Consider the following 17102-nt stretch of genomic DNA (forward strand, 5'->3'; position numbering starts at 1 on the left):
AGATCGTTCCCCGCAGCTCAGCGCCCCCGAGGCGCCAACGCCTCCCACGCCACGGTCACTTCACCCTGCCGCCACCGCGCAGGCCCATCCACCACAGGCCAGTCGGCCCGCAACTCCCGCACGGCCCGCATCCACCGCTGCCGAGCCCCGTACGACGCATAGGGCGCGGCAGCGGCCCAGGCCCGGTCGAAGTCCCGCAGAAAGGCATGCACAGGCTCTCCGGGAACATTCCGGTGAATCAGCGCCTTCGGCAGCCGCTCGGCAAGATCGGACGGCCGCCCCAACGACCCCAGCCGAGTAGCGAACGTAACCGTCCTGGCCCCCTCCACCCCGAGCGCGACCCACACATGCCGCCGCCCGACCTCGTCACAGGTCCCCTCGACAAGCAGCCCCCCGGGCGCGAGCCGACCACAGATCCGCGCCCATACGTCAGCCACCTCACCCTCGTCGTACTGCCGCAACACATTCGCCGCCCGCACCAACACAGGCCGCTCGGCACCAGGAATCTCGAACCCCCCGTGCCGAAAAACGAGCCCCTCCCGCTCATACGGCTTGGCAGCGGCAACCCGAGCAGGCTCGATCTCCACCCCGACCACACGCACAAGCGGCGCGACGGTACGCAGCCGAGCGAGCAACTCGACGGCGGTCCAGGGAGCGGCCCCGTACCCAAGATCCACAGCCACCGGATCAACGGCCCGCCGCAACTCAGCACCATGGACTGCCGCAATCCAGCGATCCATACGCCGCAACCGATTGGGATTGGTGGTCCCGCGCGTGACAGTGCCCACAGGACGGGTACTGGCGCGAGAAGTCATACGTACGAGGTTATGCGGCAGCGGGCACCCCCACGGCGCGGCACCCGGGCACGGCGGGAAGGGGACGTGTCGGGGGGTGTCCGCCCGCAGCGGTTGGCGCGTCAACACGGGCGCCTTATCTGAACGCCCGATTCCGCGCCGTTCCGAGGACGGACACCCCCCGGCGCGGCCCCGACCCCCACTCAACCCGAGCCGACCCGGCCACAACGCAACGCAAGCCCGAACAGTTGAGCGACCCCTAGTAATGCCCAGGCAAAAACCCCCGTCCCCGGAATGGGAACCAGCCCCTCCGACGTTGCACCCCGGTGGAGGGCGCCCCACACCCTCCGTCCGGCATGCCCGCTGCAAGGAGGAAACGCCACGTGAGCCAGTACGTCAGCAGGCTCGGGCGTCGTTCCCCGGCCACGCCCCCGAGGCTGAGGCTGCACCGCCGCCCCCGCCGCGTAGCGATGCTCTCCGTGCACACCTCCCCCCTCCACCAGCCCGGCACCGGCGACGCAGGCGGCATGAACGTCTACATCGTCGAGCTCGCGCAGCGCCTCGCCGCGATCAACATCGAGGTCGAGATCTTCACGCGCGCGACCACGGCCTCCCTCCCGCCCACCGTCGAGCTGTCCCCCGGCGTCCTGGTCCGCCACGTCGACGCAGGCCCCTACGAGGGCCTCGCCAAGGAAGACCTCCCCGCCCAGCTGTGCGCCTTCACGCACGGCGTGATGCAGGCATGGGCCGGCCACCGCCCCGGCCACTACGACCTCGTCCACACCCACTACTGGCTCTCCGGCCACGTCGGCTGGCTCGCCGCCCAGCGCTGGGGCGTCCCCTTGGTGCACGCCATGCACACCATGGCGAAGGTCAAGAACGCCAACCTCGCCGACGGCGACACCCCCGAGCCCGCCGCGCGCGTGATCGGCGAGACCCAGATCGTCCAGGCGGCGGACCGTCTCATCGCGAACACCACCGAGGAACGCGACGAACTCGTCCACCACTACGACGCCGACCCCAGCAAGGTCGCCGTCGTCCACCCCGGCGTGAACCTGGACCGCTTCTGTCCCGCCGACGGCCGCGCCGCGGCCCGCGCCCGCCTCGACCTCCCCCAGGACGCCCTCATCCCCCTCTTCGCGGGCCGCATCCAGCCCCTGAAGGCCCCGGACATCCTCCTCCGCGCCGTCGCCGCCCTCCTCGACGAACGCCCGGAGCTCCGCTCCCGCATGGTCGTCCCCGTGGTCGGCGGCCCGAGCGGCAGCGGTCTGGCCAAGCCGGAGGGCCTGCAGAAGCTGGCGTCGAGGCTCGGCATCGCGGACGTCGTACGCTTCCGCCCGCCCGTGGGCCAGGATCAGCTCGCGGACTGGTTCCGAGCGGCGTCGCTGCTGGTGATGCCGTCGTACAGCGAGTCCTTCGGCCTGGTGGCGATAGAGGCACAGGCAGCGGGCACTCCGGTCCTGGCGGCAGCGGTCGGCGGCCTGCCGGTAGCGGTCCGCGACGGCGAGACCGGCTTCCTGATCCGCGGCCACAACCCCGCCGACTACGCGCGCGTGCTCGCGCGTTTCGCCGACGACCCGCAGCTCACCGCCCGCGCGGGCGCCGCGGCGGCCCGGCACGCGCAGTCCTTCGGCTGGGACACCGCGGCGGCGGCGACGGCCGACGTCTACACGGCAGCGACCCAGGCCCACCGCCGTCACGTACGCTCCCACCATGGCTGACACGGAGAAAGCGGCGCAGGTCATCGAGGCCGTCCTCAAGGACAACGAACTCGACTGGGAGAGCCCCGCCCCCGGCACCTACGTCGTCCAGCTCCCCGGCACCCGCAAGCTGAAGACGACGGTCTCCCTCCTCGTCGGCCGGCACTCCCTCTCCCTGAACGCGTTCGTCATCCGCCACCCCGACGAGAACGAGTCCGGCGTCCACCGCTGGCTCCTGGAGCGCAACCTCAAGCTGTACGGCGTGAGTTACGCCGTCGACCAGCTCGGCGACATCTATGTCACCGCGAAGCTCCCGCTCGCCGCGGTCACCCCGGACGAGATCGACCGTCTCCTCGGCCAGACCCTGGAAGCGGCGGACGACAGCTTCAACACCCTCCTGGAACTGGGCTTCGCGACCGCGATCCGCAAGGAGTACGAGTGGCGCGTCTCCCGGGGCGAGTCCACCCGCAACCTGGACGCGTTCACGCACCTCACCCAACGCCCGACCACCTGACCCCGGGCGGTCGGCGTCACCGCCCCCGCAGGGCGTCGTACCCGACGAAGTCGAACATCCGCTCCCCGGGCACCAGGGGCCGCGGAGCCCCACCGAACCGATGGGCCCCCACCCCGAAGTCCAGCGCCGGGTCGGACACCCACACCCGCTCGAACCCGCGCTCCTCCAGCCAGGCGCACACCTGCGGCACGAGGTCGACCGGGCCGAGCCGCCGGTTGCGGGTCCACACGACCGTGCCGCCGGTACGGCACAGCCGGGTGCAGTGGTCGAGGAGCCGCTCGGCGTCGCCGTCGGTGACGTTGCCGAGGATGCCGCAGATCAGGACGAGGTCGGCGGGGACGAGACCGGCGTAGTGGTCGCTCAGCGAGGCGTCCCCGGCGACGACCTCGACACCCGCCAGCCCGGCGGCCGAGGCCGCGGCCCGGGCAGCCGCCACGTTCCGCTCGTCCAACTCGACGAGGCGGGCCCGTACGTCGTCCCGCCGGGGGTGCCCGGCGAGCACACCGATCAGGTCGTGCCCCTGCCCGGCACAGAGACTGACGGCGGTGAGCGGACCGGGCGGGGCACCGGCGAGGGCGTCGCGGATGCGGTCCTGGACGACGACCAGGCGCCGGGCGAGGTGGGAGTCGGGGCAGGCGTACCGGTCGTGCCACTCGTGCCAGTCCATACGCCGGACGATAGATCGCAACGGAACCGAACCACCCTTGAATTACCCGGACTTGGCGTACGCCCCCCGGAATCACGCGACCATGACGTACGCCCCCCGCAATCACGCGACCATGGCGTACGCCTCCGGAACCACGCGGACCATGGCGTACGCCCCCCGAATCACGCGGACTTGGCGTACCGCCCCGGCGTGACCCCCACCAGCTTCCGGAAGTGCCGGGTCAGATGGGACTGGTCGAAGAAGCCGGTGGCCGTGGCGACCTCGCCGGGGCGCTGTCCCTCCAGGAGCAGTCGGCGGGCGCGGTCGATGCGGCGGGAGTTGAGGTACTGGTGCGGGGCGATGCCGTAGGCGGTGCTGAACGCCCGTACGAGATGGGCGGGATGGGCGTGCAGCAGCGCGGCGGCCTCCTCCAGGGCGACCCCCTCGACGATCCGCGCGTCCAGCAACTCCCGCAGCCTGCGGGCGAGTCCGGGGTCGGCGCGCGGGACGTCCGTGACCAGGCGCGGCCGTAGATGGGCGGTGAGCCGCTCCCCGATGAACGTCAGCCTGCTGGCCGCCTCCAGCTCGTCGCCGGGATGGTCGAGGGTGTGGTGCAGCTGCCCGACGCGCCGCCGCAGCACCGGGTCCCGCAGGTCGGGGGTGTCGACGGCGGACCCGACGAGGTCCGCGCCGAGCAGCGAGGTGTCGAGATAGACGACCCGTTTGCGGAAGCCGCCCGGCGTGGCGGGGGAGCCGTTGTGCGGGACGTGCGGCGGCAGCAGCGACACGGTGTCGTGCGGGGTGCCGTGCTCGTGCCGGTCGAGGTCGTACCGTACGGCCCCGTCGTCCACGATCAGCAGCGTCCACGCCTCGTGGACGTGCATCGGGTAGGCGTACCCCGTGAAGTGCGCGTGGAAGACCTCCACGACACCCGGGACGGCCGGGCGCCAGGCGGTGACTTCCTGCCGGGCGGCCATGCAAAGAACGTACAAGACGAAACCGTACGACCGCCCGCAGCCTTTCTGCATGAGCACTGAACCGATCCGATTCGACACCAAGATCGCCGTCCTGCTGCGCGAGGACCTGGAGTCCTGGCAGCGGCTGAACGTCACCGCGTTCCTCGTCAGCGGCCTCGGGACCGAGGTCCCCGAGGTGGTGGGGGAGCCGTACGAGGACGCGGACGGGGTGCGGTGTCTGCCGATGTTCCGGCAGCCGGTGCTGGTCTTCGAGGGCACCAAGGAGACGCTGAAGGCGGCCCACGCGCGCGTGCTGTCCCGTGCGCTCCCGCGCGCGGTGTTCACGAGCGACCTGTTCGCCACCGGCAACGACCGCGACAACCGGGCGGCGGTACGGGCCGTACGGACGGCCGACCTCGACCTCGTGGGGATCGCGGTGTACGGCCCCCGCAACGCCGTGGACAAGGTCATGAAAGGCGCCCGGATGCATCCGTGACGGAATCTGCACAGCCCGTCCGCAACCGTGCCGTGGGCGGGCGCTGTTGATGCGGAGTTGTCCCGTTCGCGCCCGCAAGCGCGGCGCCTGTCGGCCGCCTGTGGGGCGCCCGGTGTAGAGAACCTGCCCCCAATTCGTGGACGGGCCCTCATGGTTGGGTCACCGATGCGCTCAACTGCCCTGCGACGAGCGCGGACGCACTGGATGCCGGGCGCGCTCCGTGGTTTGATCCTGCGCACCGCGCCCCGCCCGCTGTCCCCCGCGGGGCGGTCCCCCCATGTGCACCCATGCGAAGGGCTGTTTCCTCATGAACTCCGCTCCCCAGGTTCAGACCGCCGAGCTCACCGACGCCGACCTCGACACCGTCTCCGGTGGCCTGGCCCCCCAGATCACCGTCACCGCCGGTGACACGACGCTCAGCAGCGCCGACGTGCTGGCCCAGCTCGACTCGGTCAAGGCCACGGCCCTGGGCTCCCTCGGCGGCGCGCTCGGCGCGCTTCCGCACGAGGTCGGCGTGACGGCGAGCCTCTGATCTCGGGCCTCCGGCCTCTGCTCGTGTGACGACGAGCCCCCTGCCATCCGGGCAGGGGGCTCCTCGTCGTTTCGCTGTGACTGTCGCTTCTCAGGCGGCGCTGACCTCGGGCTTCGCGAGGGAGGGCGGTTCCGCGGGGGCCGGCTCCTCGGTCGGCAGCCGCCGCATCAGGGCCGCGTACCCGACCCCGGCCACCGTCCCGACGACCGCGCACAGCCCCCACAGCCACTCGGCGCCGTAGTGGTCGATGACGAGGCCGGACATCAGCGGGGCGATGAGGGAGGCGACGGCCCAGGACAGGGTGTACATGCCCTGGTAGCGGCCACGGCCGTGGACGGGGGAGAGGCGGACGACCAGGCTCGTCTGGGTCGGGGCGTTGACGATCTCGGCGAGCGTCCACACGCAGACCGTCAGGGCGAAGACGCCGATGGACCCGGCGAAGGCGGTCAGTCCGAAGCCGTACCCGGCGAGCAGGGACGAGACGACGAGCAGCCGGCGTGGGTCGCGGTGCTGGATGAACCGGGTGACGGGGATCTGGAGCGCGACGATCAGCACCCCGTTGACGGCGATGGCCATGCCGTAGTCGGCGGGCGTGAACCCGGCCTCGCCCATCGCCACCGGAAGTCCGACCGCGCCCTGCTGGAAGACGAGGGCGACGAGGAAGGACAGGCCGACGACACCCATGTACCGCCCGTCGCGCAGCACGGTCCCGAGGCCGACCTCCGTGTCCGCCTTCTCCTCGCTCGGCGTGCGCTCGGGCCGTGACTCGGGCAGCTTCAGGAAGACGACGATCGCGCACACGGCGGTCATGGCGGCCTCGATGAGGAAGCCGGCGAGGTAGCTGAACTCGGCGATGAACCCGGCGCCCATGGAGGAGACGGCGAAGCCGAGGTTGATGGCCCAGTAGTTGAGCGAGAAGGCCCGCACCCGGTCCTCGGGCCGCACGATGTCGGCCATCATCGCCTGCACGGCCGGCCGCGAGGCGTTGGAGGTCAGGCCGACGAGGAAGGCGACGGCGGCGATGGCGACGGGGTCGTGCATGAACCCGAGCAGGGCGACGGAGGCGGCGGTGGAGCCCTGGGCGACGAGGAGGGTGGGCCGCCGCCCCAGCCGGTCCGTCATGACACCGGCCCCGATGGAGGAGACGACGCCGCCGAGCCCGTGGAGCGAGGCGACGAGTCCGGCGTAGGCCGCGCTGTACCCCCGGTCCAGCGTCAGGTACAGCGCCATGAAGGTGGCGACGAAGGCGCCGAGGCGGTTGACGAGGGTGCTGGTCCACAGCCACCAGAACTCGCGGGGGAGCCCGGAGACGGTCTCCCGGAGAGCGCGTCTCATGGTGACGAGTGGCATGGCGGATCCCCCGGCGCGGTAAGTGTCGAAAGCGGCGATCAGAACTTACGTGGAGGGTTCCTCGCGCGGCCACTCAATTAACAGATCCCGTCAACAGTCCGCCCATCGAGCGTCCGCGCGGGCGTCGCGGCGCTTGGATTACGCTCATACGCATGGCCGACGCACCGTACAAGCTGATCCTCCTCCGCCACGGCGAGAGCGAGTGGAACGCGAAGAACCTGTTCACCGGCTGGGTGGACGTGAACCTGAACGAGAAGGGCGAGAAGGAGGCAGTCCGCGGTGGCGAGCTCCTGAAGGACGCCGATCTCCTCCCCGACGTGGTCCACACGTCCCTCCAGAAGCGCGCGATCCGCACCGCGCAGCTCGCCCTGGAGTCCGCCGACCGCCACTGGATCCCGGTCCACCGCAGCTGGCGCCTGAACGAGCGCCACTACGGCGCCCTCCAGGGCAAGGACAAGGCGCAGACCCTCGCGGAGTTCGGCGAGGAGCAGTTCATGCTCTGGCGCCGCTCGTACGACACCCCGCCGCCCCCGCTCGAGGACGGCACGGAGTTCTCCCAGTCGGACGACCCGCGCTACGCGACGATCCCGCCGGAGCTGCGCCCCCGCACGGAGTGCCTGAAGGACGTCGTCGTCCGCATGCTCCCGTACTGGTACGACGGCATCGTCCCGGACCTCCTGGCCGGCCGCACGGTCCTGGTCGCCGCCCACGGCAACAGCCTCCGCGCCCTGGTCAAGCACCTGGACGGCATCTCCGACGCCGACATCGCGGGCCTGAACATCCCGACGGGCATCCCGCTCTACTACGAGCTCGACGCCGACTTCAACCCGGTCACCCCGGGCGGCCGCTACCTCGACCCGGAGGCGGCAGCGGCGGCGATCGAGGCGGTCAAGAACCAGGGCAAGAAGAAGTAGGATTTGTGATCATGCCTCCCACCTGCGCATACGGCGCGGATGGGAGGCATTTTCATGATCCGGAACCTCTCTGGAACCTCAGCCCATGTGATCTTGGGGCCTGAGCGCCTTACCGAGAGCCTTCCGGGCCCGGTCGCGGCTGCTCGGCATGAGGTGCGCGTACACCTTCAGCGTCAGCCCCGGATCGGAGTGTCCGAGGTACTCGGCAAGAGCCTTGATGCTCTCTCCGGCGTCGAGGAGGACGGACGCGTAGAAGTGCCGGAGCGCGTGCATGCCGTGCTCGCGGGCAGCGGCGTGCTCACGGCTCTTGGCCTTCGGGATGACGCCCGCCTTGGCGAGAGCGGGCTTCCAGTGGTCTTCGTTCAGCGACGTACGCCAGACGTGCCCTCCGTTGGGGCCCGTGAAGATGAGCCGCCGCGTCACCGGCTGGCCGTTCGCTCGCATCCACGGGAGCTTGATCTCCACAGGCGGGAACCGCTTCATGTGCTCCTGTAGGGCCTCTGCCACGGGGTCGGGCAGAGGCACGTCACGGAGCTTTCCGCCCTTCGGGGGCGCGAACACGGCCTTGCTCAGGCTCAGCTTGAGTTGCTGCACCACGTGCACGGTGCCGTTGTCGAAGTCGATGTCATCGACGGACAGCCCGAGGATCTCCCCTTGACGCAGGCCGCATCCGGCGCCCACGTCGACCATGGGCCGGAAGCGCTCGACCATGGCGGCGCGCACGTCGAAGACGCGGCTCGGCTCCCAGGGAACGACGCGGCGCGCACCCAGCGCCGGCGGGGTCACCGTGCGCGAGTTGCAGGGGTTCCGGCGTAGGCATCCGTCCTCTACGGCAGCGGAGAGCACGGCGCGGACGTTGGAGAAGATGACGCGGGCGTACGAGCCCGACATGCCCGATGCTTCGAGCTGCGTCACGAACTCGCGAATGTGGCTCGGCTGGAACGAACCGAGCTGGCGCGACCCGATGCGGGGGAAGGCGTGCAGCTTGAGCTGAGACTCCATCGACGCGCGGGTGTTGGGGTCGCCGCTCTGGCTCGTGAGCCACTTTTCCGCGAACTCCTGGAACGTCGTACGAGACGCGTTCGGGTCGATGAAGTCGCCGCGGGCCACGTCGGCCTGTATGGCGCTCAGCCACTGTTCGGCGATGCGCTTCTGCCCGTCGGGGAAGGACTTGTTCTTTCGCTTGCCATCGGGTGTGACGTAGCGGGCTTGGTAGCGCATGCCCGTGCCGTAACGGTCGGTCTTGACGCGGACGGTCTTGCCGTCGGCGTCGGTGGTGGTCTTGATCCAGCGGTCGAAGATGTGGCCAGCCATGAGGGCTGTCTCCTTCGGTTGGTAGCAGGGGCAGGAGGTGGGCCAAGGGGCGGCTCTCCGGCCGGTTTTGGGGTGTCTTGGGCCGGGCCCGCTACTTGCTACGGGCCTGATCACTGGGGTTTTGGGTTGCTAGCGGGGTTGCTACCGGTAGCGAGTGGGGGTGCTACCGGTAGCAGGGCTTCGGTGGGTCTCAGGGAGGCGGAGACAGGGGGTCTCGGATGCCTTCATGAGGGGGTTTTCGGGGGTGCTGGGGGTGTGCCTCCCTGCCTCCCTGAGAGGCCATATGCGCTGATCAGGTGGAGGGAGACGGGCCAGGGAGGCAGTCAGGGAGTTCTCCCTGCCTCCCTGGGACGACGGGCCGTCCCTCCCTGCCGCACTCCGCGTCCGTCGGGCCCGACGGGGAGGCGGAGACAGGGGCTCCGAGGGGCTCTCAGAGGCGGTTTTCAGGAGGGTTCTGGTGGCGCCTCCCCGCTTCCCCGAAGTGCTGTTTGCGCTGATCAGTGCGGGGGATGTGGGCCGGGGAGGCGGTTGGGGAGTTCTCCCCGCCTCCCCGGCCCGGAGGGTGGCGCCTCCCCGCTCTGTCGGGCCCGGTTTCGGGGGTGTCGGTGGATGGGTTGCTTGCTGCTTCGCTGCTGATCAGGGCGGGTTCGGGTCGCTAGCAGGGTTGCTTGCGCAAGCGGTAGCGGTCGCTTGCGCAAGCGAGGCTCAGGCCGCGTCCGTGAGGGCGGTCTGCTGGGCCACCCATTCGCGGACGGCCGCAGGGTCGAAGCGGAGGTGTTTGCCGATGCGGAAGCAGGGCGGACCGATGCGCTTCCGGCGCCACGCGTAGACGGTTTCCACGCTCGGAAGGCTGAACATCACGGTGAGGTCTTCGGGGGTGAGGTAGCGGTCCGGAAGTCCGTCCCGCAGGGTGTCGCGCGGATCGGTGTGCTCTTCGGTGGCCATGACTGTGGTGACTCCTCGTGTCCGTGGCGGGGTGCGTGGGAGTGGTGCTGGTCGCCGTCCTAGAGAGTTGGTGTATCTCAGCGTCCGCAGCGTCCCAGCGTCCGCACGGTCGTATCTGTGCAGGCCAGTGGGGGTGAGGGGTGCGGACGCTAGTGCGGACGCTGCGGGCGCTGGACGGCTGTAGCGTCCGCAGTCTTGACGTGTCCGGGCCGCTGGTGTGCGGCCCGGCCCGGCGGGTGTTCCGGCTACGTCATGGCTGGTCAGGCGGGGTTCTGCCGTGCCCCGTGGGGGCCACCTCCGGCCAGAGAGGGCCCTGTTCGGGTGCGGACGCTGACTCGTCCCAGTCGGGTGCGCGGGAGAGGGTGAGGAGCTTGTGCCGGGTCCGGTCGCGGCTACGCTGCGTGTCGTCCACCGCGATCCCGATGGACCGCAGCAGCGGGGCGAGCCGCTTGACCCTGCCGCCCGCGCGGGTGGGGTCCACGGGCCAGTTCTTCGGCCGGACAGGCGGCGTGGGCAGTGCTTCGAGCAACTGCCCGGCCGTGCCCTGCCACGTGCCCACCTTGTCGACCAGGGCGGCGATGGCCATGGCGAACGGGTCGCCCTCCAACGCGTCCGTGGCGACGTTCGCCGACGTGGCCAGGTAGTCCCCAAGGGTGTTCCAGCCCTGCGTCTGGTCGACGGCCGCCAGCACGCGGGCGAAGTCGGCCATGCGCGGCATGGACTCCAGCCGCACGCCGGGCAGCACCGCGAGCACGCAGGCCAGCACGTCGAACAGGGCCCCGAGCACGGCAGGCCGTACCGCCTCGAAGGTGGCGTCCAACTCCTCTTCGGAGCGGCGCCGTTCGGAGTCGATGAGCTGCAAGTCGAGCATGAGCACGCGTTCGGCCAGGTCTCCGGCGAGAGCTCCGGCGTCGATCGTGGTCATCGCCAGCACCCGCCGGAAGGTGAGCACCACGACGTCGTCATCGGTGTAGAGGGCGCGGTCAACCACGCCGTCACCGGTCACCGCCTTGCACAGGGTGTCCGACAGCCACGGCGGAATCGTGGAGACGTTGTCCAGGCACAGCGCCCATGAGCTGAACGCCTGGCGCGACCACGCCTTTTCGTCGCGCGGCTGACTGCGCTTGGCGGCCGGGGACGGGTCGATGAGGTTGATGAACATCTGCGCAGCCTTGGACTTGCCCGTGCCCTGCTCGCCCTTGCACACCAGCGCCGGGTGCGGGATGTCCGGGATCCAGGCGGCGACGAGCCACGCCACGAGTTGCCGGAACGCGGCCGTGTCCATGTTCAACAGCGCATGCAGCTTGGCCAACCCGTCACCGTCCAGGACCGGTTCGGGCATGGGCGCCATGGCCCCGGAGCGGCGGAAGAGCACCGGAGCGCGGCCGACGACGTTCCAGCCGGTTGCGGTGACCACGACCGCGCGGCCGTCGGCGCTGCCGAGGTCGACCACGACCGCGCCGGCGGGCTCGCGCCCCACCCGCAAGTGCACCGGTTCGGGGTCGCCGGAGTCGGCGATGCCTTCCAGCACGGTCATGGCGTCCGCGAGCGCGGACTGTGAGGCCACCTCGCCGGGGTAGGCGTCCGCGAACTGGCGGGCCAGACGCTGACGTAGCCCGCCCTTGTTCCGCAGCGGCAGCGCGATGTTCGGACCGTCCAGGGCGACCGCGTAGGGGCGGCCGTCGGGGGACATCACGAACCGGTACTGCTCGCGTGCCATGGTCACGATCCGGGCGGCGGCGGGAGGCTTCTTGCCCCCGTCGTCGCCGTGGTCGGGTCGACGCGTGGTCGATCGGGTCGGGTCGACCGTCGCCCGACTCTTGCCGGGGTGGGCGTGGCCGTTGACGGGTCGGTCGGATCGGGTGGTCGTCACGCGAACACCGCCTCGGGAGTCGGGCCCGTGCACGCTCGCACCGGTCGGGGCGCACGCAGGCAGTCGGGTCGGATCGACGGCCGCCGCACGGCCGGATGGCACGTCGGTCGGGCGTGACGTCGGGTGTGACGCGACTCGTCACGCAGGTCAGGGGTAGACCGTTGGACGATCGGGTTGGGCGTCCACACGGCCTCGTAGGCCGACTGGTTGGTGTGGGCGAGTCGGGCCAACAGGGGCCAGTCGATCGGGCGGACGGTCGGCTGAGTCGGGTCGGCCCACGCGAGCAGGATCAGCGCGAGGGAGAGCGGGAGTCGGTTGGCCTTGGCCTGGTTGCAGTCGGCGCAGGCCAGCAACAGGGAGGTGACCGACCATGAGCGCCACAGCGACTTGGGCGCGATGTGGTCGAGGGTGGCCTCACTGAGGTCGGCGAAGGGGCGGCGGCAGTAGGCGCAGTGCTGCCCGTGGCGGCGCGCGAGCTGTTCCTTGCGCACGCGCCGCCGTGCGGAGTTGAGCGGGTGACCGTGCCTCATGCCGCCTGCTCCATGTCGTCGGCGGTCAGGGCCCGCAGCGCGGTCGCGCAGGCACCCAGCACCGGAAGCACCTGGTAGCGCGGAACGTCCAGCCGCCGGGCCACTTCGGTGATGTTCAGCCCCTGGCCCACGTGCAGCAGCAGGGCCCGGCGGGAGACCTCATCCATGCGCAGCAGGGCGGCACGCTGCGCCGCGCTCACGCGCGCCAGCTCCTCGCGCTCCCACTTCGGGAGCGACTCCAGCGGCACGGGCTCTGCCGACAGCTCGGGGTTGTCGATCTGGATCAGCAGCAGCGCGGTTTCCACGAGCCGGTTGGCGGTCGGGTAGCTGACCCCGACGTGTTCGGCCACGAGCCGCATGTTCATGCCCTCCAGCCGCAGCAGCAGGGCCATCCGCTCGCGCTCCGGCAGCTTGGACACCATGGCGTCGAGGTAGGCGGGCAGCGTCGTGCGCGCGCAGCCACCGGGCAGCGCCGGGCACAGCCAGTTGCAGGTCTGCGGGTCGGTCCAGTCCACCGGGGCCTCCCCGGAGGACTGGCGCCGGAAGTACTGCTGGATCTCGTCCTTGACCCGGCCGAACAGGAAGATCCGGCGCTCGTCCTCGCTCAGCGAGTCGGCGGCCATCAGCGGCTTGGTGGTCTCCCTGGCGACGTGCACCCACACGTCCTGGACGATGTCCTCAGCCAGGTCGGTAGCGCGGCTACGCCGGACACCACGGTTCAACAGCTTGCGGACCGCGTACGCCTTCAGACGGCCCTCGCCGAACTCCGCGTACAGGTCGGCCAGCCGCTCCGACTGCTTCGTCGTGAGGGGGACGATCTCGCCCCGCTCCAGCTTCCGCCCACCCGGCCCGTTGCCCCGAGAGTCCGTCTGCTTGCCGCTCCGCTTAGTGGCAGTTCCAGGCATGATGGAGATGCCCCTTTCGGGTCGGGGAGCGGCTATCTGCTTGGCGGTAGGGAGCCGCTCCCTGTTTCGGAGCCCCGGTACGCCTTGCTGCCGGGGCTTTTCTGTCGGCGCAGGTGGGCACACCTAGGCGTGTTGGTCCACCTGCTCAACTTGTTGGTACAAGCTGATGTAGTGATGCTGCACCGACGGAGCGTGAGACGTCAAGGGGTTGGAGACGGCATGTACCAACAAGTTGACCGAGTGCGTCATGATGGAGTCATGAGCAAGCAGCCGAAGTACCACCAGGTGGCCGATGTCCTGCGCCGCGACATCGTCGGCGGCGCGTACCCGCCAGGGGCGCGTCTGCCCTCAGAGAGCGAGCTACAGGAGCGGTTCGAGGCGTCGCGGAACACCGTTCGGGCTGGGCTGAAACTGCTGGCCAGTGAAGGGCTGATCTCGTCCAGTCAGGGGCTCGGATACGAGGTGCGGAAGTACGAGGTGTTCGAGCTGAACGCCTCGCGCTTCGAGAACCTGACCTTCCCGCAGAACGGCGACTCGTACACGACCGACGTGACGAACGCGGGGCGCCGGCCGAGTCAGACCTTCCGGGTTGAGATGACACCCACGCCGGAATACATCGCTGAGCGGCTGAAGGTGGAAGCGGGGTCTACCTCAGTGCTGCGCTTCTGCCACCGGTTCGTGGATGACGTGCCGTGGTCGACTCAGGCGACGCACTATCCGGAGTGGCTCATCTCGAAGGCTCCGAGGCTCACTGAACCCGGCGACATCGCGGAGGGCACGACGCGCTACATGGCGGGATTGGGGATCGAACAAGTCGGTTACCACGACGAGATTGCGACACGTATGCCAACGCCGGATGAAGCCCGTTTGCTGGAGATCGGCGCAGGGGTACCGGTGTTGCTGTGGACACGGACGGGCTACTCGGAGGAACGGCCCATCCGATGCACGATCACGACCTTCAGGGGCGACCTGAACCGGATGAACTACGAGATTGGCGACCTGTCCGCCAGAAGTGAGAGCGAGCCTCAGTGAAGATCACTCTTGCCGTGCCGGAGGACTTGCCCAAGCTGCTTGCCTTCCGGCAGGAGGCGGCTGGTTGGCTCAGCAAGTTGGGCTCTGACCAGTGGAGCCGCCCCTATCCGGCGGACCACCTCTTGGCGACGATCGAGTCCGGCACCGTGTTCATGCTGCGCGATGGTGACGCGACCGTGGGCACGATCACCCTCACTCCGGACCCGGAAGAGGGGCTGTGGACTGAGCAGGAATTGAGCGAGCCGTCATTCTTCATCAACAAGCTCACGGTCGCTCGCACCCATGCCGGGCAGAATCTCGGTGGTCGCCTGCTCGATTGGGCAGGCGACCGGGCGTTCAGGGCGTCCGCGAAGTGGCTCAGGCTCGATGCCTGGACGACGAACGAGGCGCTACAGCGCTACTACCTCGATCAGGGCTTTGAGTATGTGCGAACGGTCCGTGAAGGCGTAGCCGTGAACGGCGGGCCGCGCGTCTCGGGATGGCTTGCTCAGCGCGCGGCTCGCCCTGCCGACCATGGGTTCGTGGACGAAGCGCCTCCCCCAGTGTGAGTAAGAGGTGCGGCCCTTGGCCGCGCGACCCTTGGCGGCTCGCTGCGCTCGCGCGCGACGACGGTCGTCGGAGCTCCCGAGCGTCGCGCGCTTTCGGCGGAATCGTGGCGCCGCAACCGAAGAGACCACCGCGCGCTGCCGAGCCGGGTGGTCTCTTCGTCGTTCCGGAACGTTCCGCATCCCGTGCAAGCAAGAGGAGCACGCCGCGCCCGTGGTGCTCCTCTTGCTCGCACAGGCGTTCAGCGTCCGCAGCGTCCGCAACCCACCCCCCACTAAGAGCCGCCCTGACCTGCGAAAACACGCTCTTGGTAACGCAGCGTGCCCGGACGCTGCGGACGCTAGCGGACGCTAAACATTTTGTTTAGCGTCCGCAGTAACAGTGCAGGTCAGAGAGGGTGAGCGATGCCCGGCGGACGCTGCGGACGCTATCCTCCCTCAACTCTCTAGTAAGAGAGTAAGGACGGCATTTCAGGCGGGGGCAGGATCGCGGTACGAACGGCCGCCTGCCCCCTCCTGAAATGCCGTGGTGAGCCACGCAGGACGGGAGCGGCCCGGCGGCACTCACCCAAGCCTGCCGCCTGCCCCTTGGAAGGCGTACAGGACGGCCTTCCAAGGGGGGGCGGTGCCAACCCCGACCGTGGGCCCCCGCGCGAGCGCAGCGAGCTGCCAAGGGTCGTGCGGCCGTTGGCCGCTCATTCTTGCTCTTCCCGACAGAGGCCCGACGGCCCGCGTGGTCCGGCCGGGCCCGCTAGCGATCCGGCCGTGCCCCTCTCGGAGGTGTCGTACGGCCGGATTCCGGGGTCTGCCCAGATGGCTCGCTAACCGCTAACGTACTGGTCACCAGCGATTTTGGTCGCTAGCGGGGTCGCTAACGTTAGCGGCCCCTGCCGCTAGCGCTAGAGGCTCTCCGAGGCCCCGAGCCGGGCCGAATCCTGGAACCTCTGTGGAACCTCCGAGGTCAACCACCAACGACCGACAACGACCACCAACGACCGCCCGACCGCAGGTCAGTTGAGGTGAGGACCCCGCTGACCAGCCCCAAAAACCGGGCGGTCGAAACCCAGGGCAAGAAGAAGTAAGCCAACTGATCATGCCCCTCATCTGCGCGGACGGCGCGGATGGGGGGCATTTTCATGGTCCCGCGATGTTCCTTCGGCTCAGCAGGTGCGGCCGGCGTACCACGCGCCGTCGATGCCGGAAGCGGCCCCGATCCAGGTCACGCCCGGGCCCACACACCGTTCGCTGTTCGGCCCCCAGTCGTCGATCTCGATGACGATGCGGGAGCCGTCCGAGGTGCAGTGGTTGTAGTAGGCGTCGGAGCCGGTCTCGTAGAAGCCGCAGGGATCGGCCGCGGCCGGACCGGCGCCGGCGGTGACCGCACCGACGGAGGTGAGGACGAGGGCGGCGGAACCGAGGGCGCTGGTCACGAAACGACGAACACGCAAGGAGAACTCCAGAACGGTAGAGGAATCGGCAGCCGAACGGCCGTGGCCCGCCGATCCGTTGGCGATGCCCTCACGCTCGCAGCTTCGAGCAGCGGTTCCTGATCCCCGACGCCCCCGTTCACCCGGCAAATCGATTCCCTGCTGCGCCGATCAGTTGATCTTCGCCGCTTCCACGTGAGCCGCCCACGCAGGAGCCCGAGCCACCAGCATGCTCAGCGGCGCGCCCGTGTCCGGGGCCGTGGCCGTGGGGTCGATGCTTGATTCCGCTGCGACCGTCGTGGCCCAGCAGTCACCCCAGGTCGCCGACCAGTCGCGGGCCAGATCGCTGTCGGGGTCGAGATCCTCGGGCCGGCCCGTGATCCCGTAGGCATCGAGGAGTCGGCGTTCCACTCCGAAGGGTTCGCCCAGGGCGAGTTCCGGATATTCCGTGATCCAGCGCCTGAGGACCCGCCCGCGTTCCGCGATCAGCCACGACTCCCCAGTGTTCTGCTCGCTGTGGAAGAAGAGCTGGGCCTTGCCGAAACGCGCGCTCAGATCCCTGCACAGTTCGGTGACTTGGGACATCTGCTCGGGGTAGGGCAACGCGAAGTACTGTCCGGTCACCAACG

At 69.7% G+C, this 17102-nt stretch carries 18 protein-coding genes; 7 read left to right on the forward strand and 11 right to left on the reverse strand.

Annotation, left to right across the window (positions count from 1 at the left end):
- Positions 1-17 precede the first annotated feature (17 nt).
- On the reverse strand, positions 18-815 hold the full coding sequence (locus IQ210_RS47730) for a class I SAM-dependent methyltransferase (protein WP_228049619.1): 798 nt from the start codon (positions 813-815) through the stop codon (positions 18-20).
- A 362-nt stretch (positions 816-1177) separates the two neighbouring features.
- Here IQ210_RS47730 and mshA point away from each other — a divergent pair, with 362 nt between their 5' ends.
- Together mshA and IQ210_RS45735 are read left to right on the forward strand one after the other, a co-directional pair.
- Positions 1178-2515, forward strand: a complete 1338-nt coding sequence (mshA, locus tag IQ210_RS45730) for a D-inositol-3-phosphate glycosyltransferase (protein ID WP_194085169.1) — start codon at positions 1178-1180, stop codon at positions 2513-2515.
- Complete coding sequence (locus tag IQ210_RS45735) at positions 2508-3008, forward strand: type III secretion system chaperone family protein (protein WP_194085170.1); 501 nt, start codon at positions 2508-2510, stop codon at positions 3006-3008. The genes mshA and IQ210_RS45735 overlap by 8 nt, the downstream gene beginning before the upstream one ends.
- Positions 3009-3024: 16 nt before the next feature.
- On the opposite strand, the gene IQ210_RS45740 is transcribed toward IQ210_RS45735, so the two are convergent.
- Together IQ210_RS45740 and IQ210_RS45745 are read right to left on the reverse strand one after the other, a co-directional pair.
- A complete protein-coding gene (locus tag IQ210_RS45740; protein ID WP_194085171.1) occupies positions 3025-3675 on the reverse strand; it encodes an SAM-dependent methyltransferase in 651 nt (216 codons plus the stop codon).
- Between the two features lie 161 nt (positions 3676-3836).
- Entirely contained in the window at positions 3837-4631 is a 795-nt protein-coding gene (locus IQ210_RS45745) for an AraC family transcriptional regulator (RefSeq protein WP_194085172.1), read from the reverse strand.
- 49 nt (positions 4632-4680) lie between these two features.
- Here IQ210_RS45745 and IQ210_RS45750 point away from each other — a divergent pair, with 49 nt between their 5' ends.
- Together IQ210_RS45750 and IQ210_RS45755 are read left to right on the forward strand one after the other, a co-directional pair.
- On the forward strand, positions 4681-5106 hold the full coding sequence (locus IQ210_RS45750) for a DUF2000 domain-containing protein (protein WP_097265774.1): 426 nt from the start codon (positions 4681-4683) through the stop codon (positions 5104-5106).
- 307 nt (positions 5107-5413) lie between these two features.
- Entirely contained in the window at positions 5414-5638 is a 225-nt protein-coding gene (locus IQ210_RS45755) for a hypothetical protein (protein WP_228049621.1), read from the forward strand.
- A gap of 90 nt (positions 5639-5728) precedes the next feature.
- Here the strand turns inward: IQ210_RS45755 and IQ210_RS45760 are convergent, their stop codons facing one another.
- Positions 5729-6988, reverse strand: coding sequence for an MDR family MFS transporter (locus IQ210_RS45760; RefSeq protein WP_194085174.1), 1260 nt, complete (start codon positions 6986-6988; stop codon positions 5729-5731).
- A gap of 152 nt (positions 6989-7140) precedes the next feature.
- Here IQ210_RS45760 and IQ210_RS45765 point away from each other — a divergent pair, with 152 nt between their 5' ends.
- The gene (locus IQ210_RS45765; protein WP_190075328.1) at positions 7141-7902 is read left to right on the forward strand and encodes a phosphoglyceromutase; all 762 of its coding nucleotides are present in this window, start codon (positions 7141-7143) and stop codon (positions 7900-7902) included.
- A 78-nt stretch (positions 7903-7980) separates the two neighbouring features.
- Here the strand turns inward: IQ210_RS45765 and IQ210_RS45770 are convergent, their stop codons facing one another.
- The 5 genes from IQ210_RS45770 to IQ210_RS45790 form a co-directional block, all read right to left on the reverse strand.
- Positions 7981-9216, reverse strand: a complete 1236-nt coding sequence (locus IQ210_RS45770) for a tyrosine-type recombinase/integrase (protein ID WP_194085175.1) — start codon at positions 9214-9216, stop codon at positions 7981-7983.
- 705 nt (positions 9217-9921) lie between these two features.
- Positions 9922-10161 carry a helix-turn-helix transcriptional regulator gene (locus IQ210_RS45775; protein ID WP_194085176.1) on the reverse strand — a complete coding sequence of 80 codons (240 nt, stop codon included), beginning with the start codon at positions 10159-10161 and terminating at the stop codon, positions 9922-9924.
- A gap of 250 nt (positions 10162-10411) precedes the next feature.
- Positions 10412-12034 carry an ATP-binding protein gene (locus IQ210_RS45780; RefSeq protein WP_194085177.1) on the reverse strand — a complete coding sequence of 541 codons (1623 nt, stop codon included), beginning with the start codon at positions 12032-12034 and terminating at the stop codon, positions 10412-10414.
- On the reverse strand, positions 12031-12564 hold the full coding sequence (locus IQ210_RS45785; protein WP_194085178.1) for an HNH endonuclease: 534 nt from the start codon (positions 12562-12564) through the stop codon (positions 12031-12033). Before IQ210_RS45785 ends, IQ210_RS45780 begins: the two co-directional genes overlap by 4 nt.
- The gene (locus IQ210_RS45790; protein ID WP_194085179.1) at positions 12561-13469 is read right to left on the reverse strand and encodes a sigma factor-like helix-turn-helix DNA-binding protein; all 909 of its coding nucleotides are present in this window, start codon (positions 13467-13469) and stop codon (positions 12561-12563) included. Before IQ210_RS45790 ends, IQ210_RS45785 begins: the two co-directional genes overlap by 4 nt.
- A gap of 258 nt (positions 13470-13727) precedes the next feature.
- Between IQ210_RS45790 and IQ210_RS45795 the strand changes: the two genes are divergently transcribed.
- Both IQ210_RS45795 and IQ210_RS45800 read left to right on the forward strand, forming a co-directional pair.
- A complete protein-coding gene (locus IQ210_RS45795) occupies positions 13728-14501 on the forward strand; it encodes a GntR family transcriptional regulator (protein WP_194085180.1) in 774 nt (257 codons plus the stop codon).
- On the forward strand, positions 14498-15049 hold the full coding sequence (locus IQ210_RS45800; protein ID WP_194085181.1) for a GNAT family N-acetyltransferase: 552 nt from the start codon (positions 14498-14500) through the stop codon (positions 15047-15049). Before IQ210_RS45795 ends, IQ210_RS45800 begins: the two co-directional genes overlap by 4 nt.
- A 1157-nt stretch (positions 15050-16206) precedes the next feature.
- On the opposite strand, the gene IQ210_RS45805 is transcribed toward IQ210_RS45800, so the two are convergent.
- Positions 16207-16494, reverse strand: a complete 288-nt coding sequence (locus IQ210_RS45805; RefSeq protein ID WP_194085182.1) for a DUF6355 family natural product biosynthesis protein — start codon at positions 16492-16494, stop codon at positions 16207-16209.
- A gap of 150 nt (positions 16495-16644) precedes the next feature.
- Positions 16645-17097, reverse strand: a complete 453-nt coding sequence (locus IQ210_RS45810) for a hypothetical protein (protein WP_194085183.1) — start codon at positions 17095-17097, stop codon at positions 16645-16647.
- Positions 17098-17102: the final 5 nt, after the last annotated feature.

This window comes from Streptomyces justiciae, from assembly GCF_015163075.1.
GTDB lineage: Bacteria > Actinomycetota > Actinomycetes > Streptomycetales > Streptomycetaceae > Streptomyces > Streptomyces justiciae.

Bases quoted from the DNA above. Each gene is read 5' to 3' on its own strand.
- IQ210_RS45775 (WP_194085176.1), bottom strand. From the start codon at position 10,161: ATGGCCACCGAAGAGCACACCGATCCGCGCGACACCCTGCGGGACGGA.
- IQ210_RS45740 (WP_194085171.1), bottom strand. From the start codon at position 3,675: ATGGACTGGCACGAGTGGCACGACCGGTACGCCTGCCCCGACTCCCAC.
- IQ210_RS45750 (WP_097265774.1), top strand. From the start codon at position 4,681: ATGAGCACTGAACCGATCCGATTCGACACCAAGATCGCCGTCCTGCTG.
- IQ210_RS45735 (WP_194085170.1), top strand. From the start codon at position 2,508: ATGGCTGACACGGAGAAAGCGGCGCAGGTCATCGAGGCCGTCCTCAAG.
- IQ210_RS45790 (WP_194085179.1), bottom strand. From the start codon at position 13,469: ATGCCTGGAACTGCCACTAAGCGGAGCGGCAAGCAGACGGACTCTCGG.
- IQ210_RS45770 (WP_194085175.1), bottom strand. From the start codon at position 9,216: ATGGCTGGCCACATCTTCGACCGCTGGATCAAGACCACCACCGACGCC.
- IQ210_RS45785 (WP_194085178.1), bottom strand. From the start codon at position 12,564: ATGAGGCACGGTCACCCGCTCAACTCCGCACGGCGGCGCGTGCGCAAG.
- IQ210_RS45755 (WP_228049621.1), top strand. From the start codon at position 5,414: ATGAACTCCGCTCCCCAGGTTCAGACCGCCGAGCTCACCGACGCCGAC.
- IQ210_RS47730 (WP_228049619.1), bottom strand. From the start codon at position 815: ATGACTTCTCGCGCCAGTACCCGTCCTGTGGGCACTGTCACGCGCGGG.
- IQ210_RS45795 (WP_194085180.1), top strand. From the start codon at position 13,728: ATGAGCAAGCAGCCGAAGTACCACCAGGTGGCCGATGTCCTGCGCCGC.
- IQ210_RS45765 (WP_190075328.1), top strand. From the start codon at position 7,141: ATGGCCGACGCACCGTACAAGCTGATCCTCCTCCGCCACGGCGAGAGC.
- IQ210_RS45745 (WP_194085172.1), bottom strand. From the start codon at position 4,631: ATGGCCGCCCGGCAGGAAGTCACCGCCTGGCGCCCGGCCGTCCCGGGT.
- IQ210_RS45760 (WP_194085174.1), bottom strand. From the start codon at position 6,988: ATGCCACTCGTCACCATGAGACGCGCTCTCCGGGAGACCGTCTCCGGG.